A 16,043-nucleotide genomic window follows, 5' to 3' on the forward strand; every position below is an offset into this window, starting at 1 on the left:
GCAGGCACCGCAGGAGCAGGCACCGCAGGAGCAGGCACCGCAGGAACAGGCACCGCAGGAACAGGCACCGCAGGAACAGGCACCGCGGAAACAGGCAGGGAACCGCCGGATCGACACGTCGCAGCCGCATCCGGCGCGGCGGTACAACTACTGGCTCGGTGGCAAGGACCACTTCCAGGCCGACCGCGACTCCGCCGCGATGATCGAGCAGATGATGCCGACGGTGAGCGTCGCCGCCAAGGAGGGCCGCAAGTTCCACGGCCGCGCGGTGAAGCATCTGGCCGAGGCCGGGGTGCGCCAGTTCCTCGACATCGGCACCGGCCTGCCCGCGCCGAACAACACCCACGAGGTCGCGCAGGGCGTCGACCCGACCGCACGCGTCGTGTACGTCGACAACGACCCGCTGGTGCTCGTGCACGCACGTGCGCTGCTGCGCGGCACCCCGCAGGGCCGCACCGCCTACCTCGACGCCGACCTCCGCCGGCCGGACACGATCCTCCGGAGCCCGGAGGTCTTCGCGACGCTCGATCTCGACGAGCCCGTCGCGCTGCTCCTGGTCGCCGTGATGCACTTCATCCTGGACGACGACGGCCCGTACGAACTGGTGCGTCACCTGCTCGACGCGCTTCCCGCCGGCAGCTGTCTGGTCGTCAGCAACGCGACCACCGACTTCATGCCGCCCGAGCAGCTCGCGATCGTGGAGGCCGCCAACGCCCGGGCCGAGCGGCGGGAGGACCGGGTGCGGCTGCGGTCCCAGGCGGAGGTCGAACGCTTCTTCGACGGCCTCGACCTGGTGCCGCCCGGTGTCTGCTCCGTCGCCGACTGGCGGCCGGCCGACCCGCAGGCACCCCGGCCCACGCCGGCCGAGGTGTGCGCCCTGGGCGGCGTCGCGTTCCTGTCGAGGTGACGGTGGTGTGTCCACAGTGGACCGGCCGGCGTCTCACGAGCGTTGGGCGGCCCGGGCGGTGGCGTTGGCCAGCGCGGTGAACAGCGCCACCAGCGCGCGATCGTAGGCGCGGTCGGGCAGCAGCCAACGGGCGAGCAATGCCGCCTTCGCACCGCGTCCGACCGCGTAGCGGGTGCGGGGACGCCGCACCGTCGCGGCGCGGCCGATCGCCCGGGCGACGACGGACGGGGACGACAGGCCCCTGGCGTCCGAGGTCAGCGACGCCGCGTACCGGCGGGCGTAGCCGGCATACGCGCCGTCGCCGGAGATGGCGAGCAGCCGCTCGCCGGCGACCCGCGGGAACTCCGTCTCGATGCCGCCGGGCTGGATCATGATGACGTCGATGCCCAGCGGCCGGACCTCGACCCGCAGGCAGTCGCTGAGACCCTCCAGCGCGTACTTCGTCGCGTGGTACCACCCGCCCAGCGGCTGGTACATCCGCGCGCCGACCGACGAGACGTTGATGATGCGACCCGAGCCCCGCGCCCGCAGGTGGGGCAGCACGAGCTGGCACAGCCGGGCCGCGCCGAAGACGTTGACCTCGAACTGCCGCCGGGCCTCGTCCAGCGGCACGTCCTCGACCGCGCCGAAGGATCCGTATCCGGCGTTGTTCACCAGGACGTCGATCCGACCCGACTCCGTGACGACCCGATCGACCAGCGCCACCAGGCCGGCCTCGTCGGTGACGTCGACCCGGACGGTGTGGATGCCGAGCGCGGCGAGCGGAGCCATCCGGTCCAACCGGCGGGCGACCGCGTAGACGCGGAAGCCGAGCTGGTGCAGGCGGAGGCTGGTGGCCGCGCCGATCCCCGTCGACGCACCGGTCACGATCGCGACCCTGTCCATGCGCCCCACCCCCTCGCCGGTCGGGGTGCCCAGGGTAGCGGCGTACACGGCCGACCACAGCCGTTGAGGCGGATGGCGGACGGTCGGAGCTCCGTCGGATCACGCGGCGTGTACGAGGTCGGTGAGACCGTCGACCGGCACCCGGCCGGCCGGCTTGCCGGTGTCGAGACGCACCCACGTCACCCCGCCGGGATCGGCGACGGCGAGCCGGCTTCCGGCGCCGTCGACGCGCAGCCCGCGGATCTCGCCGGGCGCCTTCCACCACGGCGTCGTCGATCCCGACCCGTGGTCGACGACGGCGACGTTCCCGTCCGCGCCGAGGAACGTGCGGACCTGCGTGGCCGCCAGCCCGGCCGGACCGGACGCGGTGGGCACCGCCAGCACCTGGGTGACGGTCAGCGTCTCGGTGTCGGCCACGGCCAGGCGGCCGCCGGTGAGGTCGGCGACGAGGAGCTGCCGCCCGTCCGGGCGCAGCGCGATCGCGTGGCCGGCGGCCGGGCCGTGGCCGAACGGATCGGGCAGGTCGAGGCAGTAGGCCCACCGTCCGAGGAGGTGCAGGACGTGGACGAACGCGTGCGCCCCGCCGGGACGGCCGGCGACGATGTCGCGGGTGTGCTGGTGGTCGGGCTGGTGGGTGTAGAGCGTGTACAGGACCTGCCCGTTCGGAGACAGGACGGCCTGCCTGCCCTCGCCCCGCATCTCCTCCTCGGCCGGCACCGGTACCTTGTCGCGGGTCAGCAACGGTTTCGGGGCGCCGTCGGGGAGGTCGACCATCCGTACCCGGTACCGCTCCGGTGACTGCGCGGGCAGCCACTCCAGCACGAACAGGGCGGCACCGTCGACGCTGACCGCGTCGGGGGCGACGTTGCCCGGCAGGTCCAGCCGGTGCAGTTCACCGGTGGGCGCGGCGATCAGGACCGGCGTGTGGGTCCGGCCGGCCGGTACGGTTCCCGCCGTCGAGCCGGCCGGATCCGGTGGGGTGAACGCCGCGAACCCGCCGGTCGGGCCGACGACCCGCGGCGTCCACGCGCCGGCGAGCCGGACGCGGCCGACGTCGGCTCCGGTATGGAGGTCGGTCGTCACGAGCGTCGTCGCGGACCCGTCGACCGTCGCCGCGTAGACGCGGTCGCCGTCACCCGACAGGACCGCCGCCGGTCCGTGCTCGATCCGGCGGTCGCCGTTGACCGTGACGAGGCCGGCGCGGGTGGCGGCCACGATGAGACCGTCGGGAGCGTCCGGGGTGGTCTGCTTCCCTGGTTCTCCGCTTGTTGCTTCTCCGCACGCGGCGAGCACCGCCACGCCGCCCATCGATGTCAGCACCTGCCGCCGGGTCGCCATATCCTTCGGACACCGCCCGGCCCCCGCCGGTTCCCCATGAGCCGGGTTGACCCTCAGCCGGGCTTGGCCTGGCGGGTCGATCCGGCCAGCACGATTCCGGCCGCGATCAGCACGACGTTCTTGACCACGAACTCACCGGTCATCGTGAGCAGGAGCGGGTTGTCGCGCTGGAAGACGACGTCGGGTTGCATCACGAGCACGAGGAAGGTTCCGGCGAGGTGGGCCACCATGAGGGCCACGACAATGCCGATCCAGCGCCCGACGAGTAGCGCGAGGCCGATGAGAACCTCGAAAGCGCCGAGCGCCGGAACGAACCATGATTCCGGTAGAAACGGCACCGTCGCCGCTACCAGGTCCGCAATCGGCGTCGACTGCGTCAGCTTGAGCGCGCCGAACCAGATGAATACGATTCCGAGCGAGCCGCGCAGGAGCGGCAGACTCGCACGGCTACCGATCTCGGCCGCTCTGAGCAGGCGTTCTCGGGGCAGGGTGATCACGACCGTCGTCCCTTCATTGGGGTTGCCGGGCATTACGGCGCCCGTGCGCAAGCCGGCCTCATTGGAAAGTTTCGATTCTTGCCGGAGGCCGGCGCGCATTGGAGATAAATTGAAGTTAACAGATGTATTGCCGGACTCCGGGTCCCCCCAAGGGTGGCAAATTCAAGAGTATGAAGATTTGAGAGATTCCATTTGTAAATTGGAGTATCTCAATTGAATCTTCTTTCCCTAGCCCCGCCGTCGAAAGTTGCGGTCCCGGCTCCACGCCTCGGCGGTGCGCTCCGTCCATTGACACACGTCGAAACGTCAAGAACTATTGGACGCGGTTGCTCCACGTTCACCGGGCGGACGTGACGGCATTCTGCCGTGCCGGTGGACGACTCCGCCGGCTTCCCCCGGAGGAGACGACGTGCACCTCAGACCCAGAATCGTTGTCGCTGCGACGGCCGCCGCGGTCGTCAGCGTCGCCACCGCCACCGCGGTGACCAACACGAGTTACGCCGCGGCCGCCGGCTGCCGGGTGACCTACACCGTCGGCTCGACGTGGGCGGGCGGGTTCGGCGCGAACGTCGGCATCGTGAACCTCGGTGACCCGGTCTCCGGCTGGACGCTGAGGTGGTCGTTCGCCGCGGGGCAGACCGTGACCCAGGCGTGGAACGCGACCGTGACGCAGAGCGGGAGCGCGGTGACGGCCGTCAACGCGTCCTACAACGGCAGCCTGGCCACGAACGGCAGCACCTCGTTCGGCTTCAACGGCGGTTGGAACAACGCCAGCAACCCGACGCCGACGAGCTTCACCCTGAACGGCGTCGCCTGCACGGGAAGCGTCACGCCGACCACGTCGCCGTCCACGCCCACCACGCCGACCGTGTCGCCGTCCACGCCGACGTCGCCGGGCGTGCCGCCGGTGCGCACGGTCCGGGCCTACTGGCTCAAGCCCACCGACGTCGCGTACGACCAGCGCTATCCGGACGGCATCGCGAACGTGCTGCGCGAGGCGCAGCGGTACTACCGGCAGGAGCTGGGCCGGACGTTCGCGCTCAACAACCCGGTGGTCGAGGTCGTCAACGGTGACCACCCGCACGCCTGGTACGAGGACACACCGAACGGCAACGACTGCTACTGGTGGGTGGTCTTCAACATGCAGCAGGAGCTGATGCGCAAGCTCAGCCTCCGCGCGCCGGACACCCGCTGGGTCAACGTCGGCGAGATCAGCGCCGAGGCGCTGTGCTCCGGTGGTGGCGGTGGCGGCGGCTGGGTCATCCTGAGCGGCCACGACGCCGACGGCGCCGCCGGCATCGGCGGCAACATGAACCGGTGGTACGGCGGCATGGTGCACGAACTCGGCCACGCCTTCGGCCTGCCGGACTCGACGTCGACCGACGGCACGCCGATGTCGGCGTCGTTCTACAGCTACCCGAACACCCACTTCAGCCAGGCCCAGAAGACCCAGATCCTGAACGGCCCGTACGGGTCCTTCTTCTCCTGAGCCTGCGCCGACAGGCGCTGACCCGGCTGCCGTAACGTGGGGGCGTGGGTGAATACGAGCACATCCTGGTGGAGCGGAAGGACGACACCGTCGTCATCACGATGAACCGTCCCGCGCGGCGCAACTCGCTGTCGGCCGGGCACCTCGCCGAACTGCTCGCGGCGTTCACCGACACGGCGCGATCGGACGCGTCGGGCGTCGTGCTGGCCGGTGCCGGCCCGGTGTTCAGCGCCGGGCACGATTTCGCCGACGTCGCGGCCCGCGATTTCGCCGGGGTCCGTGAGCTGCTGCGGTTGTGCACCGACCTGATGCGGACCGTGCAGTCGGTGCCGCAGGTCGTGATCGCGCGGGTGCACGGGCTGGCCACCGCCGCGGGCTGCCAACTGGTCGCCTCGTGCGATCTCGCGGTGGCCGCGAGTTCGGCCGGTTTCGCCCTGCCGGGCGGCAAGGGCGGCTGGTTCTGCCACACGCCGGCGGTCCCCGTCGCCCGCGCCGTCGGGCGGAAGCGCCTGATGGAACTGGCCCTCACCGGCGACGCCATCGACGCGGCGACGGCGCTCGAATGGGGTCTGGTCAACCGCGTCGTACCCGACGGGGACCTCGACGACGCGGTCGCCGACCTGCTGGCCCGCGCGACGCGGGGGAGCAGGGCGAGCAAGGCGCTGGGCAAGCAGACCCTCTACGCCCAGCTCGACCGTCCCGAGGCGGACGCCTACACGATCGCGCTCGAGGTGATGGCCGCCGCGTCACAGACCCCGGCCGCCCACGAGGGAATGGCGTCCTTCCTCGACAAGCGCCCCCCGCACTGGCGCGACTGAACGGATTTCGCGCAACTCGGACGACAAACGTCTCAAGTGGCGGGTCGGTGTGCCGAACAGGTACGGGTAGACCGCTCGGCTAGCTATGAAGGAGAGCCATGTTGTGGCTCAGATCCCGCCGCGTCCGTACCAAGATCCTGATCGTGGTCGGGGTGGCCATCGCGGGTACGGCCGCGATCGGCCTGCTCGCCATCGCCGGCACGGGCCGGCTCGGCGACACCAGGAACGCGGAGGTGGGCCGGTCCGTCCCGTACATCACGGCGCTGAACAAGGCGGCCCTGGCGGCGAAGGCGGCCGCGAACGACGAACGCGGCTACCTCATCCGGGGTGACACGTCGTTCCGCGACGATGCCCTGGGCCGCAAGGCCACCGTCGACGAGCAGCTCGACGCCGCGGCCGGCCGGTCCGACGACCCCACGGCGGTCGACGCGATCAGGCAGGGCACCGACGCCTGGTTCACCGCGCTCGAAGCCGAGTTCGCCCTGTACTCCCGCGACCCGGCGGCCGCCACCACGGCCGCTCTCGGTGCCAACCGTGACCTGCGCAAGGTGTACGAGGAGCGCTTCGACACCGAGATCACCCGGGCCGAGCAGGCACTCGTCGCGGGGCAGGACTTCGACCGGACGGAGTCCTCGGTACGGCTCGGCATCGTGGTGCTGCTGATCATCGCGCTGGTGCTGGCGACCGCGCTCGCCCTCTACATGACACAGATGATCACCCGGCCGCTCGGTCGCGTGTCGGGTGTCCTCGAAGCGATCGCGGACGGCGACCTCACCCGCGACGCCGACGTCCACCAGCGTGACGAGGTCGGTCGGATGGCCGCCGCCCTCGGCCGGGCCACCACCAACCTGCGGGCGACGGTGGCGAAGCTCGCCGACCACGCCGTGGTGCTCGCCAACGCCGCCGAGGAACTGTCGACGACCAGTGCACAGAGCGCCACCGGCGTCGAGCGGGGGGCCCGGCAGGCCCACCAGGTCGCCGGGCTGGCGGCCGACATGTCGCACACGATCGAGACGGTCGCGTCCGGTGCCACCGAGATGGGCGCCTCGATCCGGGAGATCTCGCAGAACACCAGCCAGGCGGTCAGTGTGGCCGGCCGGGCGGTCCAGGTCGCCGCCGGCACCAACACGACGATGAACAAGCTGGGTGACTCCTCCGCCGAGATCGGCAACGTCATCAAGACGATCACCGCGATCGCGGAGCAGACCAACCTGCTCGCGCTGAACGCGACGATCGAGGCGGCCCGCGCCGGTGACGCGGGGAAGGGCTTCGCCGTGGTCGCCAGCGAGGTGAAGGACCTCGCCCAGGAGACCGCCCGGGCGACGGACGACATCAGCCGCCGGGTCGCCGCGATCCAGACCGACACCACCGGTGCGGTGGCCGCGATCGAGGAGATCAGCGGCATCATCACGCAGATCAACGAGTACCAGATGACCATCGCCTCGGCGGTGGAGGAGCAGTCGGCGACGACGCAGGAGATGAGCCGCAGCGTCGAGGCGGCCGCCGCGGTGGGCCGGCAGGTGGCGGAGACCGTCGACGAGGTGGCGACGTCGGTCGGGCTCATCACGGCGGGCGCGGGCGAGGCCAGAACGGCGGCGGAGAGCCTGGCGGAGATGTCGGGCAGCCTGCGCACGATCGTCCAGACGTTCCGGTACTGAGCACCTGCGCGCCCTCACGCGTCGATTCTTTGGGGAGGCTTGGAGGCACCTCAGGTTCGACGCATGAGATAACTTAAGTCGGTCTTCGACGGAACTGCGTCAGCGCGGACGCCGTACGGGCGGTTACGCAAGACGCGTTCCGTCGACAGGAAGGCTGACATGAGCAGGTCGAGGCATGGGCGTGGCGGGTTCTCGGTGTCCCGCCGGCAGGCATTGACGGCGGCCACCATCGGCGCCGGACTGACCGCCGGCACGGCGATCGGGGTGGCCAGCGCGTTCGACAAGCCCACCCAGGGCCCGGCCGCCGACGACGCGAACGTGATCGTGGTGCGGGTACGGAGTCTCGCCGCCGGCACGCTCGACGTGTTCACCGGCACCGAGCGTTTCGAGGTGCGCGACCGGGATCTGGCGAGGAAGTTGGCAAAGGCCGCACACAAGCGCTGATCCCCGTCCCTTCTTCCCCCCCGTGAGGTTCTTCTGCCATGTCTTCGCACCGCGAAGCCCCCGAAATCTCCAAGGACCCGGTCGCCGACAGCACCGACCTGTACGCGTTCGTCACGCCGGGAAAGCCGGACACGGTCACGCTGATCGCCAACTACCTCCCCATGCAACTGCCGTCCGGCGGCCCGAACTTCTACGAGTTCGGCGACGACGTCCTCTACGAGATCCACGTCGACAACAACGGTGACGGTCGGCCGGACGTCACGTTCCAGTTCCGGTTCGAGACCGAGATCCGCAACGACAAGACGTTCCTCTACAACACCGGGCCGATCGAGGCGCTGGACAGCGTCAACTGGAACCGCCGCCAGTTCTACACCGTGACCCGGCTGGACGGGCACGGAAAGGGCACGGTGATCGCGCGCAAGGTGCCCTGCCCGCCGGTGAACATCGGCCCGGCGTCCACACCGAAGTACGCAGACCTCGCCAAGGACGCCGTGAAGAAGCTCGACGACGGCACCCTGCTGTTCGCCGGGCAACGCGCCGACGGTTTCTACGTCGACCTCGGGTCCATCTTCGACCTCGGCATCCTGCGGCCGTTCCAGGACAAGCATCTGGTCGGCAGCACGCTGTTCAAAAAGGCCGACGACGGCGTGAACGCGCTGAACGGGTTCAACGTCCTGAGCATCGCGTTGCAGGTACCGGCCGCGAGCCTGCGGCAGGAGTACCGCGCGTACCGGTACGATGAGGCCGGCGCGACGATCGGCGTCTGGACCGCGGCGAGCCGCCGGCAGGTGCGCATCCTCGGTGAGGCCGGCGGACGCGACGCCGACACCGGGCCGTTCGTCCAGGTGTCGCGGCTGGGAAACCCGTTGTTCAACGAGGTCATCGTGCCGATGGCGCTGAAGGACCAGTGGAACACGCTGCCGCCGTCGGAGGACAAGCGGTTCGTCGGCTTCGTCGAGCAGCCGGAACTGGCCGCCCTGCTGCCGGTGCTCTACCCGGACGTGTTCCCGAAGCTCGACGCGGCGAACAAGGCGAAGACCAAGCGCGCGGACCTGATCGCGATCCTGCTCACCGGAATCCCGGCGGGCGTCGTGCCGGGCTTCCAGAACACCACCGGTTCCCTGCTCGCCGACATGCTGCGGCTGAACACGGCGATCCCGCCGGCGACCAAACCCAACGAGCTCGGCGTGGTCGGCGGCGACGTCGCCGGATTCCCCAACGGGCGCCGCGTCGAGGACAACGTGGTGTCGGTGTCGCTGCGTGCCATCGCCGGGCTGACGCTCGCGTTGGTGGACAAGACCTTCGTCCCGGACGCGGCGGCGTCCGCGGTCACCGACGGTCTCACCGCCAAGGACGTGAAGGCCGGTTTCCTCAAGGCGTTCCCGTTCCTGGGTACGCCGCTCGACGGGTTCAACAACCCGGCCGAGTGATGAGCGGACATCATCACCACGTCACCGACGCGTCGGCGGTGGCGAGCGTCGTCCTGGAGCTGGGCGCGGACCGCGGCGCACTGGCCATCTACACCGGTGGCGAGCAGTGCGGGCGGGAGATCCACGTGAGCCGCGTCGATCCGGACGGCGCCGCGGACGCGACCGCCGTGCGGACCCACGCGGCGGTACGCGTCCGCGCGGTGCGACCGCGTCCCGTGTACGGAGCGCTCATCCCCGATCTGCCCGCCGGGCGCTATGTCGTCTGGGACGGAGAGGTAGCACTGTCCACAGTGGACGTCAATGGCGGGGCCGTGGCCGAGTTCGAATGGCCACCAGTGCCGCGGTGGCCGTCAGCAGAAGAAGCTTGAGCCACTCGCCGCCGGTGCCGAGGGGCGGCACCAGTTCGTCGGCGAGGTTCCAGGCCGCGTGCATGAGGATCGCCGCGAACACACCGCCGCGCAGGCTCTCGGTGACGAACAGCATGAGGTAGGTGAGGGGAAGGAGTCCGAGGAAGAACACCAGTCCCCGCTGGGTGAACAGGCCGTCGTCGTGCTGCCCGGTGCCCGAGAGGAAGTACAGCGGCACGTGCCACAGGCCCCAGACGGCGGCCAACACCACGGTGGTCGCCGCCCGGCCATAGAACTGCCTGAGGCGCGGCTGCACGTACCCGCGCCAGCCGAACTCCTCCGCCACCGGCCCGGCCACGAACGTGTAGGCCAGCGCGACCAGCGGGCCGCCGACGTCGGCGACCACCCACTCGGCGTGCCGCGGGATCGCCGACAGGTCGTCCAGGTTCAGCAGAACCGCCGCGCCGAGGGGAGCGAACCCGCCCAGGATCACCGCAACCAGCGGTGTACCGACGGACCATCGCACGCGGGGACCCTCACGCGCGTCCCCTCGATGCCGCAACCACATAACCAGCGCCGCCAACGACGGGCCGCTCGCCGCGAGTCCGAAAATCAGCGCGCCGGGGCCCTCGTCGATGCTCGTGCCGAGCGCGCCCAACACCGCCCAGGGAACCCAGGTCAACACCAGGCAGACGGCCGCGAACTCCAGCAGCCGCCGCCGGAGCAGCCCGCGTTCGACCGGTCGATGCAACAGCTCGTTCATGTGTACCCATTTCATGATCAGATCGATGGGCACGACGCTATGCCGGCCGCGGGCGCACCGACGATCCTGCTGACCGGTCGGCGGCCGCTGCGGACAGCCCTACCACGGCTGGGGGGTCAGCGGCAGCGACGCGGGGCCTGCCCGTCCCTAACGTCGCAGGTATGACGACAACGACGGTCACGGTGCCGGCCACGGCGGTGGCGCTGCGCGGGATCAGCCGGACCTACGGGCGGGGATCGGCCGCCGTGCGTGCGGTCGACGACGTGACGATCGACTTTCCGCGTGGCGGCTGGACGGCCGTCATGGGCCCGTCCGGGTCCGGCAAGTCGACGCTGCTGCACTGCGCGGCCGGGCTGGAACGCGTCGACGCGGGACGGGTGTTCATCGGCGGAACCGACATCACCGACGCGAGCGACCGGGAGCTGACGGCGTTCCGCCGCACCCGCGTCGGCTTCGTGTTCCAGAGCTTCAACCTCATCGGCACGCTGACCGCCGAACAGAACGTCGCCCTGCCGTTGCGTCTGGCCGGCCAGCGTCCGTCGCGGTCGGTGGTCCGCGACACCCTCGCCGCGGTGGGCCTGTCCGACCGGGCCCGGCACCGGCCGCGGGAACTCTCCGGCGGGCAGCAGCAGCGGGTGGCGATCGCCCGCGCGATGGTGACCCGGCCCGAGGTGCTGTTCGCCGACGAGCCCACCGGCGCGCTGGACTCGACCGCCGCCCGCTCCGCGCTGAACCTGCTGCGCGCGATGGCCGACGGCGGTCAGAGCATCGTGATGGTGACCCACGACCCGGGCGCGGCCGCCCGCGCCGACGCGGTGGTGTTCCTCCGCGACGGGCGCGTCGTCGACCGGTTGGTCGGCGCCGGACCGCGCGCGGTCGCCGACCGGCTCGCGACGTTGGAGCAGTGACATGCTGGGTATGAGCCGGGCCGGTGTGGCCGAACGTTTTCCCGTCCTCGTCGGCGCCGTGCTGTCGGTGTCGCTCGGCGTGGCGCTGGTGCAGTCGTCGCTGCTGCTGCTCATCTCGGCGGCGACGCTCAAGGCGCCGGCGTCCCTCGGCCCGGCCGAGCGGATGCTGTTCGAGGACAACGCGTCCGCGGCGGTGGCGGTCCTCGGCGTGGTGATGGGCGCCGCCACGTTCCTCGCCGGGTTCATCGTCAGCTCGACGTTCGCGTTCACCGTCACGCAGCGCCGCCGTGACCTCGCGCTGCTGCGTCTGACCGGCGGGAGCCGTGGGCAGGTGCGCCGCCTGCTGCTCGGCGAGGCGGTCCTGCTCGGCGGCCTCGGTGCGGCGGTCGGGGTCCCGGCCGGGCTCGGGGTGATGGCGGTTCAGACGCGGTTGCTCGTCTCCGCGGACTTCGTGCCCGAGGGGTTCACCGCCGAGTGGCGGAACTGGATCCTGGCCGTCTCTGTGGGGACGGGCGTCGTGCTGGCCCTCGGCGGCGCGCTGGTCGCGTCCCGGCGGGCCGGCCGGATCCGCCCGCTGGAGGCGTTGCGCGACACCGGCGCGTCGGCCCGCGTGATGACGGCGAGCCGGTGGATCGCCGGCCTGCTGTTCACCGGCGGCGCGGTCGCCATGATGATCGTCGCCCCGCACGCCGGTGCGGCCGGCGGGCAGGCCGTCGTGATGAACATCGCCATGCCGGCCGCGGTGGCCCTCGCCGCGTTCTCGCCGCTCCTCGTGCCGCTGCTCGGTCGTCTCGTCCCCACCGGAACCGGGGTGGTGGCGGGCCTCGCCCGGGCGAACCTGCGCGACGACCGCCGGCGCAGCGCGTCGGTGGCGGCGCCGCTGATCGTGCTCGTCGGGCTCGTCGTCGGCAACGCCGGCGCCGGCACGTCCTTCCACGCGGCGGCCGTCGCCGAGTTGCGGGAACAGACCCGCGCCGACCTGGTGGTCGAGGGGACCGGCCCGATCGGTGCGGCCGTCACGGCGGTGCCCGGCGTCGCGGCGGCGTCGACCGAGGCGTCGATCCCCGCGATCGTCCACACCGGACACGGCGAGGACGCGGAATCCGAGGGGGTGCTGGCGCTCGTCGTCGACCCGACGTCCTACCCGGCCGCGCACGCCGGCAGCGACGCGATCGCCGGCCTGCGCGGACGCGGCGTGGCCGCCGGCCCCGGCGGCGGGGTGCCGGACCACGGCACGGTCCGGGTGAGCCTGCCGGGCGTCGACCTGGGCCCGCTGCCGGTACTGGCCTCGGTTCCGGAGACGCTGAGCGGCGGCGCCGGGCTGCTCCTGCCGCCCGACGTTGTACCGGCCGCCCTCCTGGCCGACGCGCCGACGCGGTCCTTCGTCACCCTGGCACCCGACGCCGACCCGGCTGCCGTGGCCACCGCACTCGCGGCGATCGGCCGGGTGTCCGAGGTGACCGGCGTGGGCGCCTGGCTCGAGGCCGACGCGAAGGAGCGAAGCTCGACCAACGACAAGGTGATGCTGATCGTGCTCGGCCTGGGCGGCCTGTACGCGCTCATCGGCGTGGTCAACTCGGTGATGATCGGCGCCGCGGCGCGACGCCGGGAGTTCGCCACCGCCCGCGTCACCGGGTTCCGGCGCGGCCAGGTGGTCCGCTCGGCGCTGGTGGAGTCGGTCGCGGTCGCGGCGGCCGGCGTCGTACTCGGCGGACTCGCCGCTGGAGCCACGTTCGTCGGCGCGCTGGGCACCACCGCGGCCGTCGCCGGATCGGCCACCCTCGACGTGCCGTGGACACTGGTCGCGGCGATCGTCGGCGCAGCCCTGACGGCGACGGCGACCGCGAGCACCGTCAGCTCCTGGGTCGCCACCCGCCCGGCACCGGTGACACTGGTCGGCGCCGGCCAGTAGCGGGTCAGGGACGCGGGCGCATCGCCTCGGCGCGGCTGGTGTGGGCGGGTTCGAGCCGGTCTTCCATACCCGCCATGTTCGCACGTATGTACGACAATATTTCCTAAGTCCATATCAAACAACACCGTCCACAGTGGACGCTGATTGCCCGAGCGGCGAGGATGGCGTGACGAGACGCGGACGCTTTGCGCGTTCTGCTGCGGGGGTGCCTCCCGGTGGGGGACCGTCGAGCTATGAACCGTCGGCCCTCTGTCCGCGGTACGCCGGTGCGTCGGCGGACCCTGCTGTCGGCCGCCGGCGCAGCGGCGGTCGGTGCGGGCACCGGAGTTCCGCTGGCCGCCCCGAAGCCGGCGGCGTTGCGTGCGGTGAGCATGGCGACGCACGTCCACGGGTCCTTCAGCGAAGGTGTCGGGAGTTTCGACAGTCACCTGGCGCAGGCGCGCAAGCACAAGGTGGACGTCGTCTGGTTCACCGACCACGATTTTCGCATCGCCGCGTACGACCATCGGCGGGAGGTCCGGTTCGACGCGGCCGTGGAGCCGGAGAACGGGTTGGACTGGACCTGGACACAGACGGTGGAGGGTGCGCCGACCGGTGCGGCGGCCGCGTTCGTCGCCGGGCCGCGTTCGCCGGGCGAGGCGGACGAGGTGGGCAACGCGTTGCGGCTGGCGGCCGGCGGCGGCAACGGCACGCTCTGGTACGCGGGCGCGGCGTGGAACGCCACGGAGCACGCCGCGATCGGCGACACGACCCTGACGTTCGACGCGTTGCCGGAGGCGCACGGGCCGGCCGCGCTACTGCTGCTGGAACTGCAACTGTCGTACCACCCGGCGCACAAGGGGCGGCCGGCCGGCATCTACACCGTCCGGTACGAGATCGGCGGTGTCGCACAGACCGGCCATACCGCGGCCGGGCTCGTCGGTACCGTGCGACTCGCCGCGAAAGCCGGTGTCTGGCAACGGTTCACGGTCGTGCCGGTCGACGACGTCCGGCGGCTGTGGCCGGACCTGGTCGCGGGCGACAACGCGGTGACCGGCCTGCGGTTCGGGGTGCGGACGACGGGCCCGGCGGTGTCCTTCGTGGTCGACCGGCTGAGGTTCGAACGCGCCCGCCGGCAGGGCCAGGCCGGCGAGCAGTTGCGCGCCGAGACGCTCGCACAGTACGCCGACGCGTACGACAGCGTCACCCCACACCTCGCCTACGAGATCTCCCTCGTGCGTCACCTGAACTGGTACGGCGGAGACCTGACACTGCCGGCCTTCACCAGCCCACCCCGGCGCGACAACACCATCGCCCGCACCGAGGAGATGGTCGCCCGGCTGCGCCCGCACGGCGGCGTCATCTGCTGGAACCATCCGCTCGACGTCGAGAAGCGCGACGGGCTCGCCCGGCTGATGGTCGAACGCAACGCCATCGGCGTCGACCTGATCGAGATCGGCCGCAAGGAGATCACCGATCTGCTGTGGGTGCTGGACGTGGCCGCGCGCAACGCGTTGTTCGTCACCGCCGTGGGCGGCAGCGACGACCACGAGGGCCACGACTGGCTGACGAACGAGGAGCACTACCTCACCTACGTCTGGGCGCCGTCGACGGAGCGGACCGCGCTCGTGACCGCCATGCGCAAAGGCGCGGCCTGGTTCACCGACATGGCCCGGTACCGGGGCTCGATGGACCTGCGCATCAACGGCACCAGCTACCTCGGCGGCGTCGTGGTGTCCGCCCGGAAGAGCGTCACCGTCAAGGTCGTCGCCACCGCGATGCCGCCCGACGCGACCCTGGAGGTGGTGACCGGCGTGGTCGACGAGGCAGGTGTCGCCGACCTCACGCCGTCCACCATGATCCGGCCCTTCCCCGCGAAGGCGGTGAAGGGCGGCTTGTGCCGCGTCGGGATCGAACCCGGAAACGGCACCTACGTACGCAGCCAGGTCCGGGCCGCCGACGGCTCGGTCATCGGCGCGTCGAATCCGTTGTGGCTGTTGCCCACGGCGCCGACGCGACCGGTGCCCGACGACCGCCGGTGGACCCTGTCCTGAACCTCCTCACCGGAACACGAAGCTGAAATCCCGTGCGCAGCGCCCGGCGAGGGTGCGGTCCGAGGTGATCCGGCCGGCGGCGATGCGTTTCGCGACCTCGGCGCGGGACACTTCCGTGCCCGTCGCGATGAGCGTCGTCAGCCGGATCGGGATGCGTTGTGCGAAGCGGACGTCGACGTCGAGGATGTCGGCCTTCGGCAGCTCGACCGGGGTCCGCTCCAGCGTCCACGCATCGGTCCAGTCGAGCCAGACGTCGTTGCGGTGCGCCAGGTGCGGCCCGGTCAGCAACTCGGCCGCGAGCGCGGAGTCGTTGTCGTAGAAGCGGTCGAGCATCGTGGGCTCGATCGAGCGGACGGTGGCACGCTCCAGCACGGTCAACTTGATCGTGTCGCCGCACCGGGCGCACCGCGCCAACAGCCAGACGTCGAGGAGCTTGCGGTTCGCGTTGACGCGGAATTTTCCCTGGGTTCGATGCTCCTCCGAAGGGCAGGTCCGGCAGCGGCGCCGGATGGTCGGGAAGTCTGTGGGACGTACGAGCCACTGTGTCGTGGCGCGGACGAGGAAGGTGTCTTCGTGCACCAGAAGGCCAATCGGCTGCGAGACCTTGTTGCGGG

At 71.3% G+C, this 16,043-nt stretch carries 15 protein-coding genes; 10 read left to right on the top strand and 5 right to left on the bottom strand.

Features of this window, described 5'->3' with window-relative positions; genetic code table 11:
- The first annotated feature begins 109 nt into the window (after positions 1-109).
- Positions 110-907 carry an SAM-dependent methyltransferase gene (locus tag Vau01_RS29655; RefSeq protein WP_203999743.1) on the top strand — a complete coding sequence of 266 codons (798 nt, stop codon included), beginning with the start codon at positions 110-112 and terminating at the stop codon, positions 905-907.
- 33 nt (positions 908-940) lie between these two features.
- On the opposite strand, the gene Vau01_RS29660 is transcribed toward Vau01_RS29655, so the two are convergent.
- The 3 genes from Vau01_RS29660 to Vau01_RS29670 all read right to left on the bottom strand — a co-directional run bounded on the left by Vau01_RS29660 (position 941) and on the right by Vau01_RS29670 (position 3,726).
- Positions 941-1,792, bottom strand: a complete 852-nt coding sequence (locus tag Vau01_RS29660; RefSeq protein ID WP_203999240.1) for an oxidoreductase — start codon at positions 1,790-1,792, stop codon at positions 941-943.
- Between the two features lie 99 nt (positions 1,793-1,891).
- A complete protein-coding gene (locus tag Vau01_RS29665; protein ID WP_203999243.1) occupies positions 1,892-3,130 on the bottom strand; it encodes a YncE family protein in 1,239 nt (412 codons plus the stop codon).
- A gap of 53 nt (positions 3,131-3,183) precedes the next feature.
- On the bottom strand, positions 3,184-3,726 hold the full coding sequence (locus Vau01_RS29670) for a DUF417 family protein (RefSeq protein ID WP_203999246.1): 543 nt from the start codon (positions 3,724-3,726) through the stop codon (positions 3,184-3,186).
- A 310-nt stretch (positions 3,727-4,036) separates the two neighbouring features.
- On the opposite strand from Vau01_RS29670, the gene Vau01_RS65045 reads away from it, so the two are divergent.
- From Vau01_RS65045 to Vau01_RS29700, 6 genes are all read left to right on the top strand, one after another.
- Complete coding sequence (locus Vau01_RS65045) at positions 4,037-5,116, top strand: cellulose-binding domain-containing protein (protein WP_308440489.1); 1,080 nt, start codon at positions 4,037-4,039, stop codon at positions 5,114-5,116.
- Between the two features lie 44 nt (positions 5,117-5,160).
- Positions 5,161-5,934, top strand: a complete 774-nt coding sequence (locus Vau01_RS29680; RefSeq protein ID WP_203999249.1) for an enoyl-CoA hydratase-related protein — start codon at positions 5,161-5,163, stop codon at positions 5,932-5,934.
- Positions 5,935-6,032: 98 nt separating this feature from the next.
- Complete coding sequence (locus Vau01_RS29685) at positions 6,033-7,592, top strand: methyl-accepting chemotaxis protein (protein WP_203999252.1); 1,560 nt, start codon at positions 6,033-6,035, stop codon at positions 7,590-7,592.
- Between the two features lie 159 nt (positions 7,593-7,751).
- Positions 7,752-8,036 carry a hypothetical protein gene (locus tag Vau01_RS29690; protein WP_203999255.1) on the top strand — a complete coding sequence of 95 codons (285 nt, stop codon included), beginning with the start codon at positions 7,752-7,754 and terminating at the stop codon, positions 8,034-8,036.
- A gap of 38 nt (positions 8,037-8,074) precedes the next feature.
- Positions 8,075-9,466: a DUF4331 domain-containing protein gene (locus Vau01_RS29695; protein WP_203999258.1), complete on the top strand. Its 1,392-nt coding sequence runs from the start codon at positions 8,075-8,077 to the stop codon at positions 9,464-9,466.
- Positions 9,466-9,834 carry a phospholipase gene (locus tag Vau01_RS29700; protein ID WP_203999261.1) on the top strand — a complete coding sequence of 123 codons (369 nt, stop codon included), beginning with the start codon at positions 9,466-9,468 and terminating at the stop codon, positions 9,832-9,834. The genes Vau01_RS29695 and Vau01_RS29700 overlap by 1 nt, the downstream gene beginning before the upstream one ends.
- On the opposite strand, the gene Vau01_RS29705 is transcribed toward Vau01_RS29700, so the two are convergent.
- Positions 9,764-10,576, bottom strand: coding sequence for a CPBP family intramembrane glutamic endopeptidase (locus tag Vau01_RS29705; RefSeq protein ID WP_203999265.1), 813 nt, complete (start codon positions 10,574-10,576; stop codon positions 9,764-9,766). The two genes, Vau01_RS29700 and Vau01_RS29705, sit on opposite strands and share 71 nt — an antisense overlap.
- Positions 10,577-10,737: 161 nt before the next feature.
- Here Vau01_RS29705 and Vau01_RS29710 point away from each other — a divergent pair, with 161 nt between their 5' ends.
- From Vau01_RS29710 to Vau01_RS29720, 3 genes are all read left to right on the top strand, one after another.
- Complete coding sequence (locus tag Vau01_RS29710; protein ID WP_203999268.1) at positions 10,738-11,484, top strand: ABC transporter ATP-binding protein; 747 nt, start codon at positions 10,738-10,740, stop codon at positions 11,482-11,484.
- Position 11,485: 1 nt separating this feature from the next.
- On the top strand, positions 11,486-13,396 hold the full coding sequence (locus Vau01_RS29715; RefSeq protein WP_203999271.1) for an FtsX-like permease family protein: 1,911 nt from the start codon (positions 11,486-11,488) through the stop codon (positions 13,394-13,396).
- A gap of 266 nt (positions 13,397-13,662) precedes the next feature.
- Positions 13,663-15,429 carry a CehA/McbA family metallohydrolase domain-containing protein gene (locus Vau01_RS29720; RefSeq protein ID WP_239151957.1) on the top strand — a complete coding sequence of 589 codons (1,767 nt, stop codon included), beginning with the start codon at positions 13,663-13,665 and terminating at the stop codon, positions 15,427-15,429.
- 6 nt (positions 15,430-15,435) lie between these two features.
- On the opposite strand, the gene Vau01_RS29725 is transcribed toward Vau01_RS29720, so the two are convergent.
- Complete coding sequence (locus Vau01_RS29725) at positions 15,436-16,008, bottom strand: DUF1062 domain-containing protein (RefSeq protein ID WP_203999277.1); 573 nt, start codon at positions 16,006-16,008, stop codon at positions 15,436-15,438.
- Positions 16,009-16,043: the final 35 nt, after the last annotated feature.

The organism is Virgisporangium aurantiacum, assembly GCF_016863635.1.
Lineage (GTDB): Bacteria > Actinomycetota > Actinomycetes > Mycobacteriales > Micromonosporaceae > Virgisporangium > Virgisporangium aurantiacum.

Excerpts from the sequence above, each read along its gene's own strand:
- Vau01_RS29670 (WP_203999246.1), bottom strand. The coding sequence starts at position 3,726 with ATGCGCGCCGGCCTCCGGCAAGAATCGAAACTTTCCAATGAGGCCGGC.
- Vau01_RS29710 (WP_203999268.1), top strand. The coding sequence starts at position 10,738 with ATGACGACAACGACGGTCACGGTGCCGGCCACGGCGGTGGCGCTGCGC.
- Vau01_RS29695 (WP_203999258.1), top strand. The coding sequence starts at position 8,075 with ATGTCTTCGCACCGCGAAGCCCCCGAAATCTCCAAGGACCCGGTCGCC.
- Vau01_RS29690 (WP_203999255.1), top strand. The coding sequence starts at position 7,752 with ATGAGCAGGTCGAGGCATGGGCGTGGCGGGTTCTCGGTGTCCCGCCGG.
- Vau01_RS29685 (WP_203999252.1), top strand. The coding sequence starts at position 6,033 with ATGTTGTGGCTCAGATCCCGCCGCGTCCGTACCAAGATCCTGATCGTG.
- Vau01_RS29715 (WP_203999271.1), top strand. The coding sequence starts at position 11,486 with ATGCTGGGTATGAGCCGGGCCGGTGTGGCCGAACGTTTTCCCGTCCTC.
- Vau01_RS29660 (WP_203999240.1), bottom strand. The coding sequence starts at position 1,792 with ATGGACAGGGTCGCGATCGTGACCGGTGCGTCGACGGGGATCGGCGCG.
- Vau01_RS29705 (WP_203999265.1), bottom strand. The coding sequence starts at position 10,576 with ATGAACGAGCTGTTGCATCGACCGGTCGAACGCGGGCTGCTCCGGCGG.
- Vau01_RS29665 (WP_203999243.1), bottom strand. The coding sequence starts at position 3,130 with ATGGCGACCCGGCGGCAGGTGCTGACATCGATGGGCGGCGTGGCGGTG.
- Vau01_RS29700 (WP_203999261.1), top strand. The coding sequence starts at position 9,466 with ATGAGCGGACATCATCACCACGTCACCGACGCGTCGGCGGTGGCGAGC.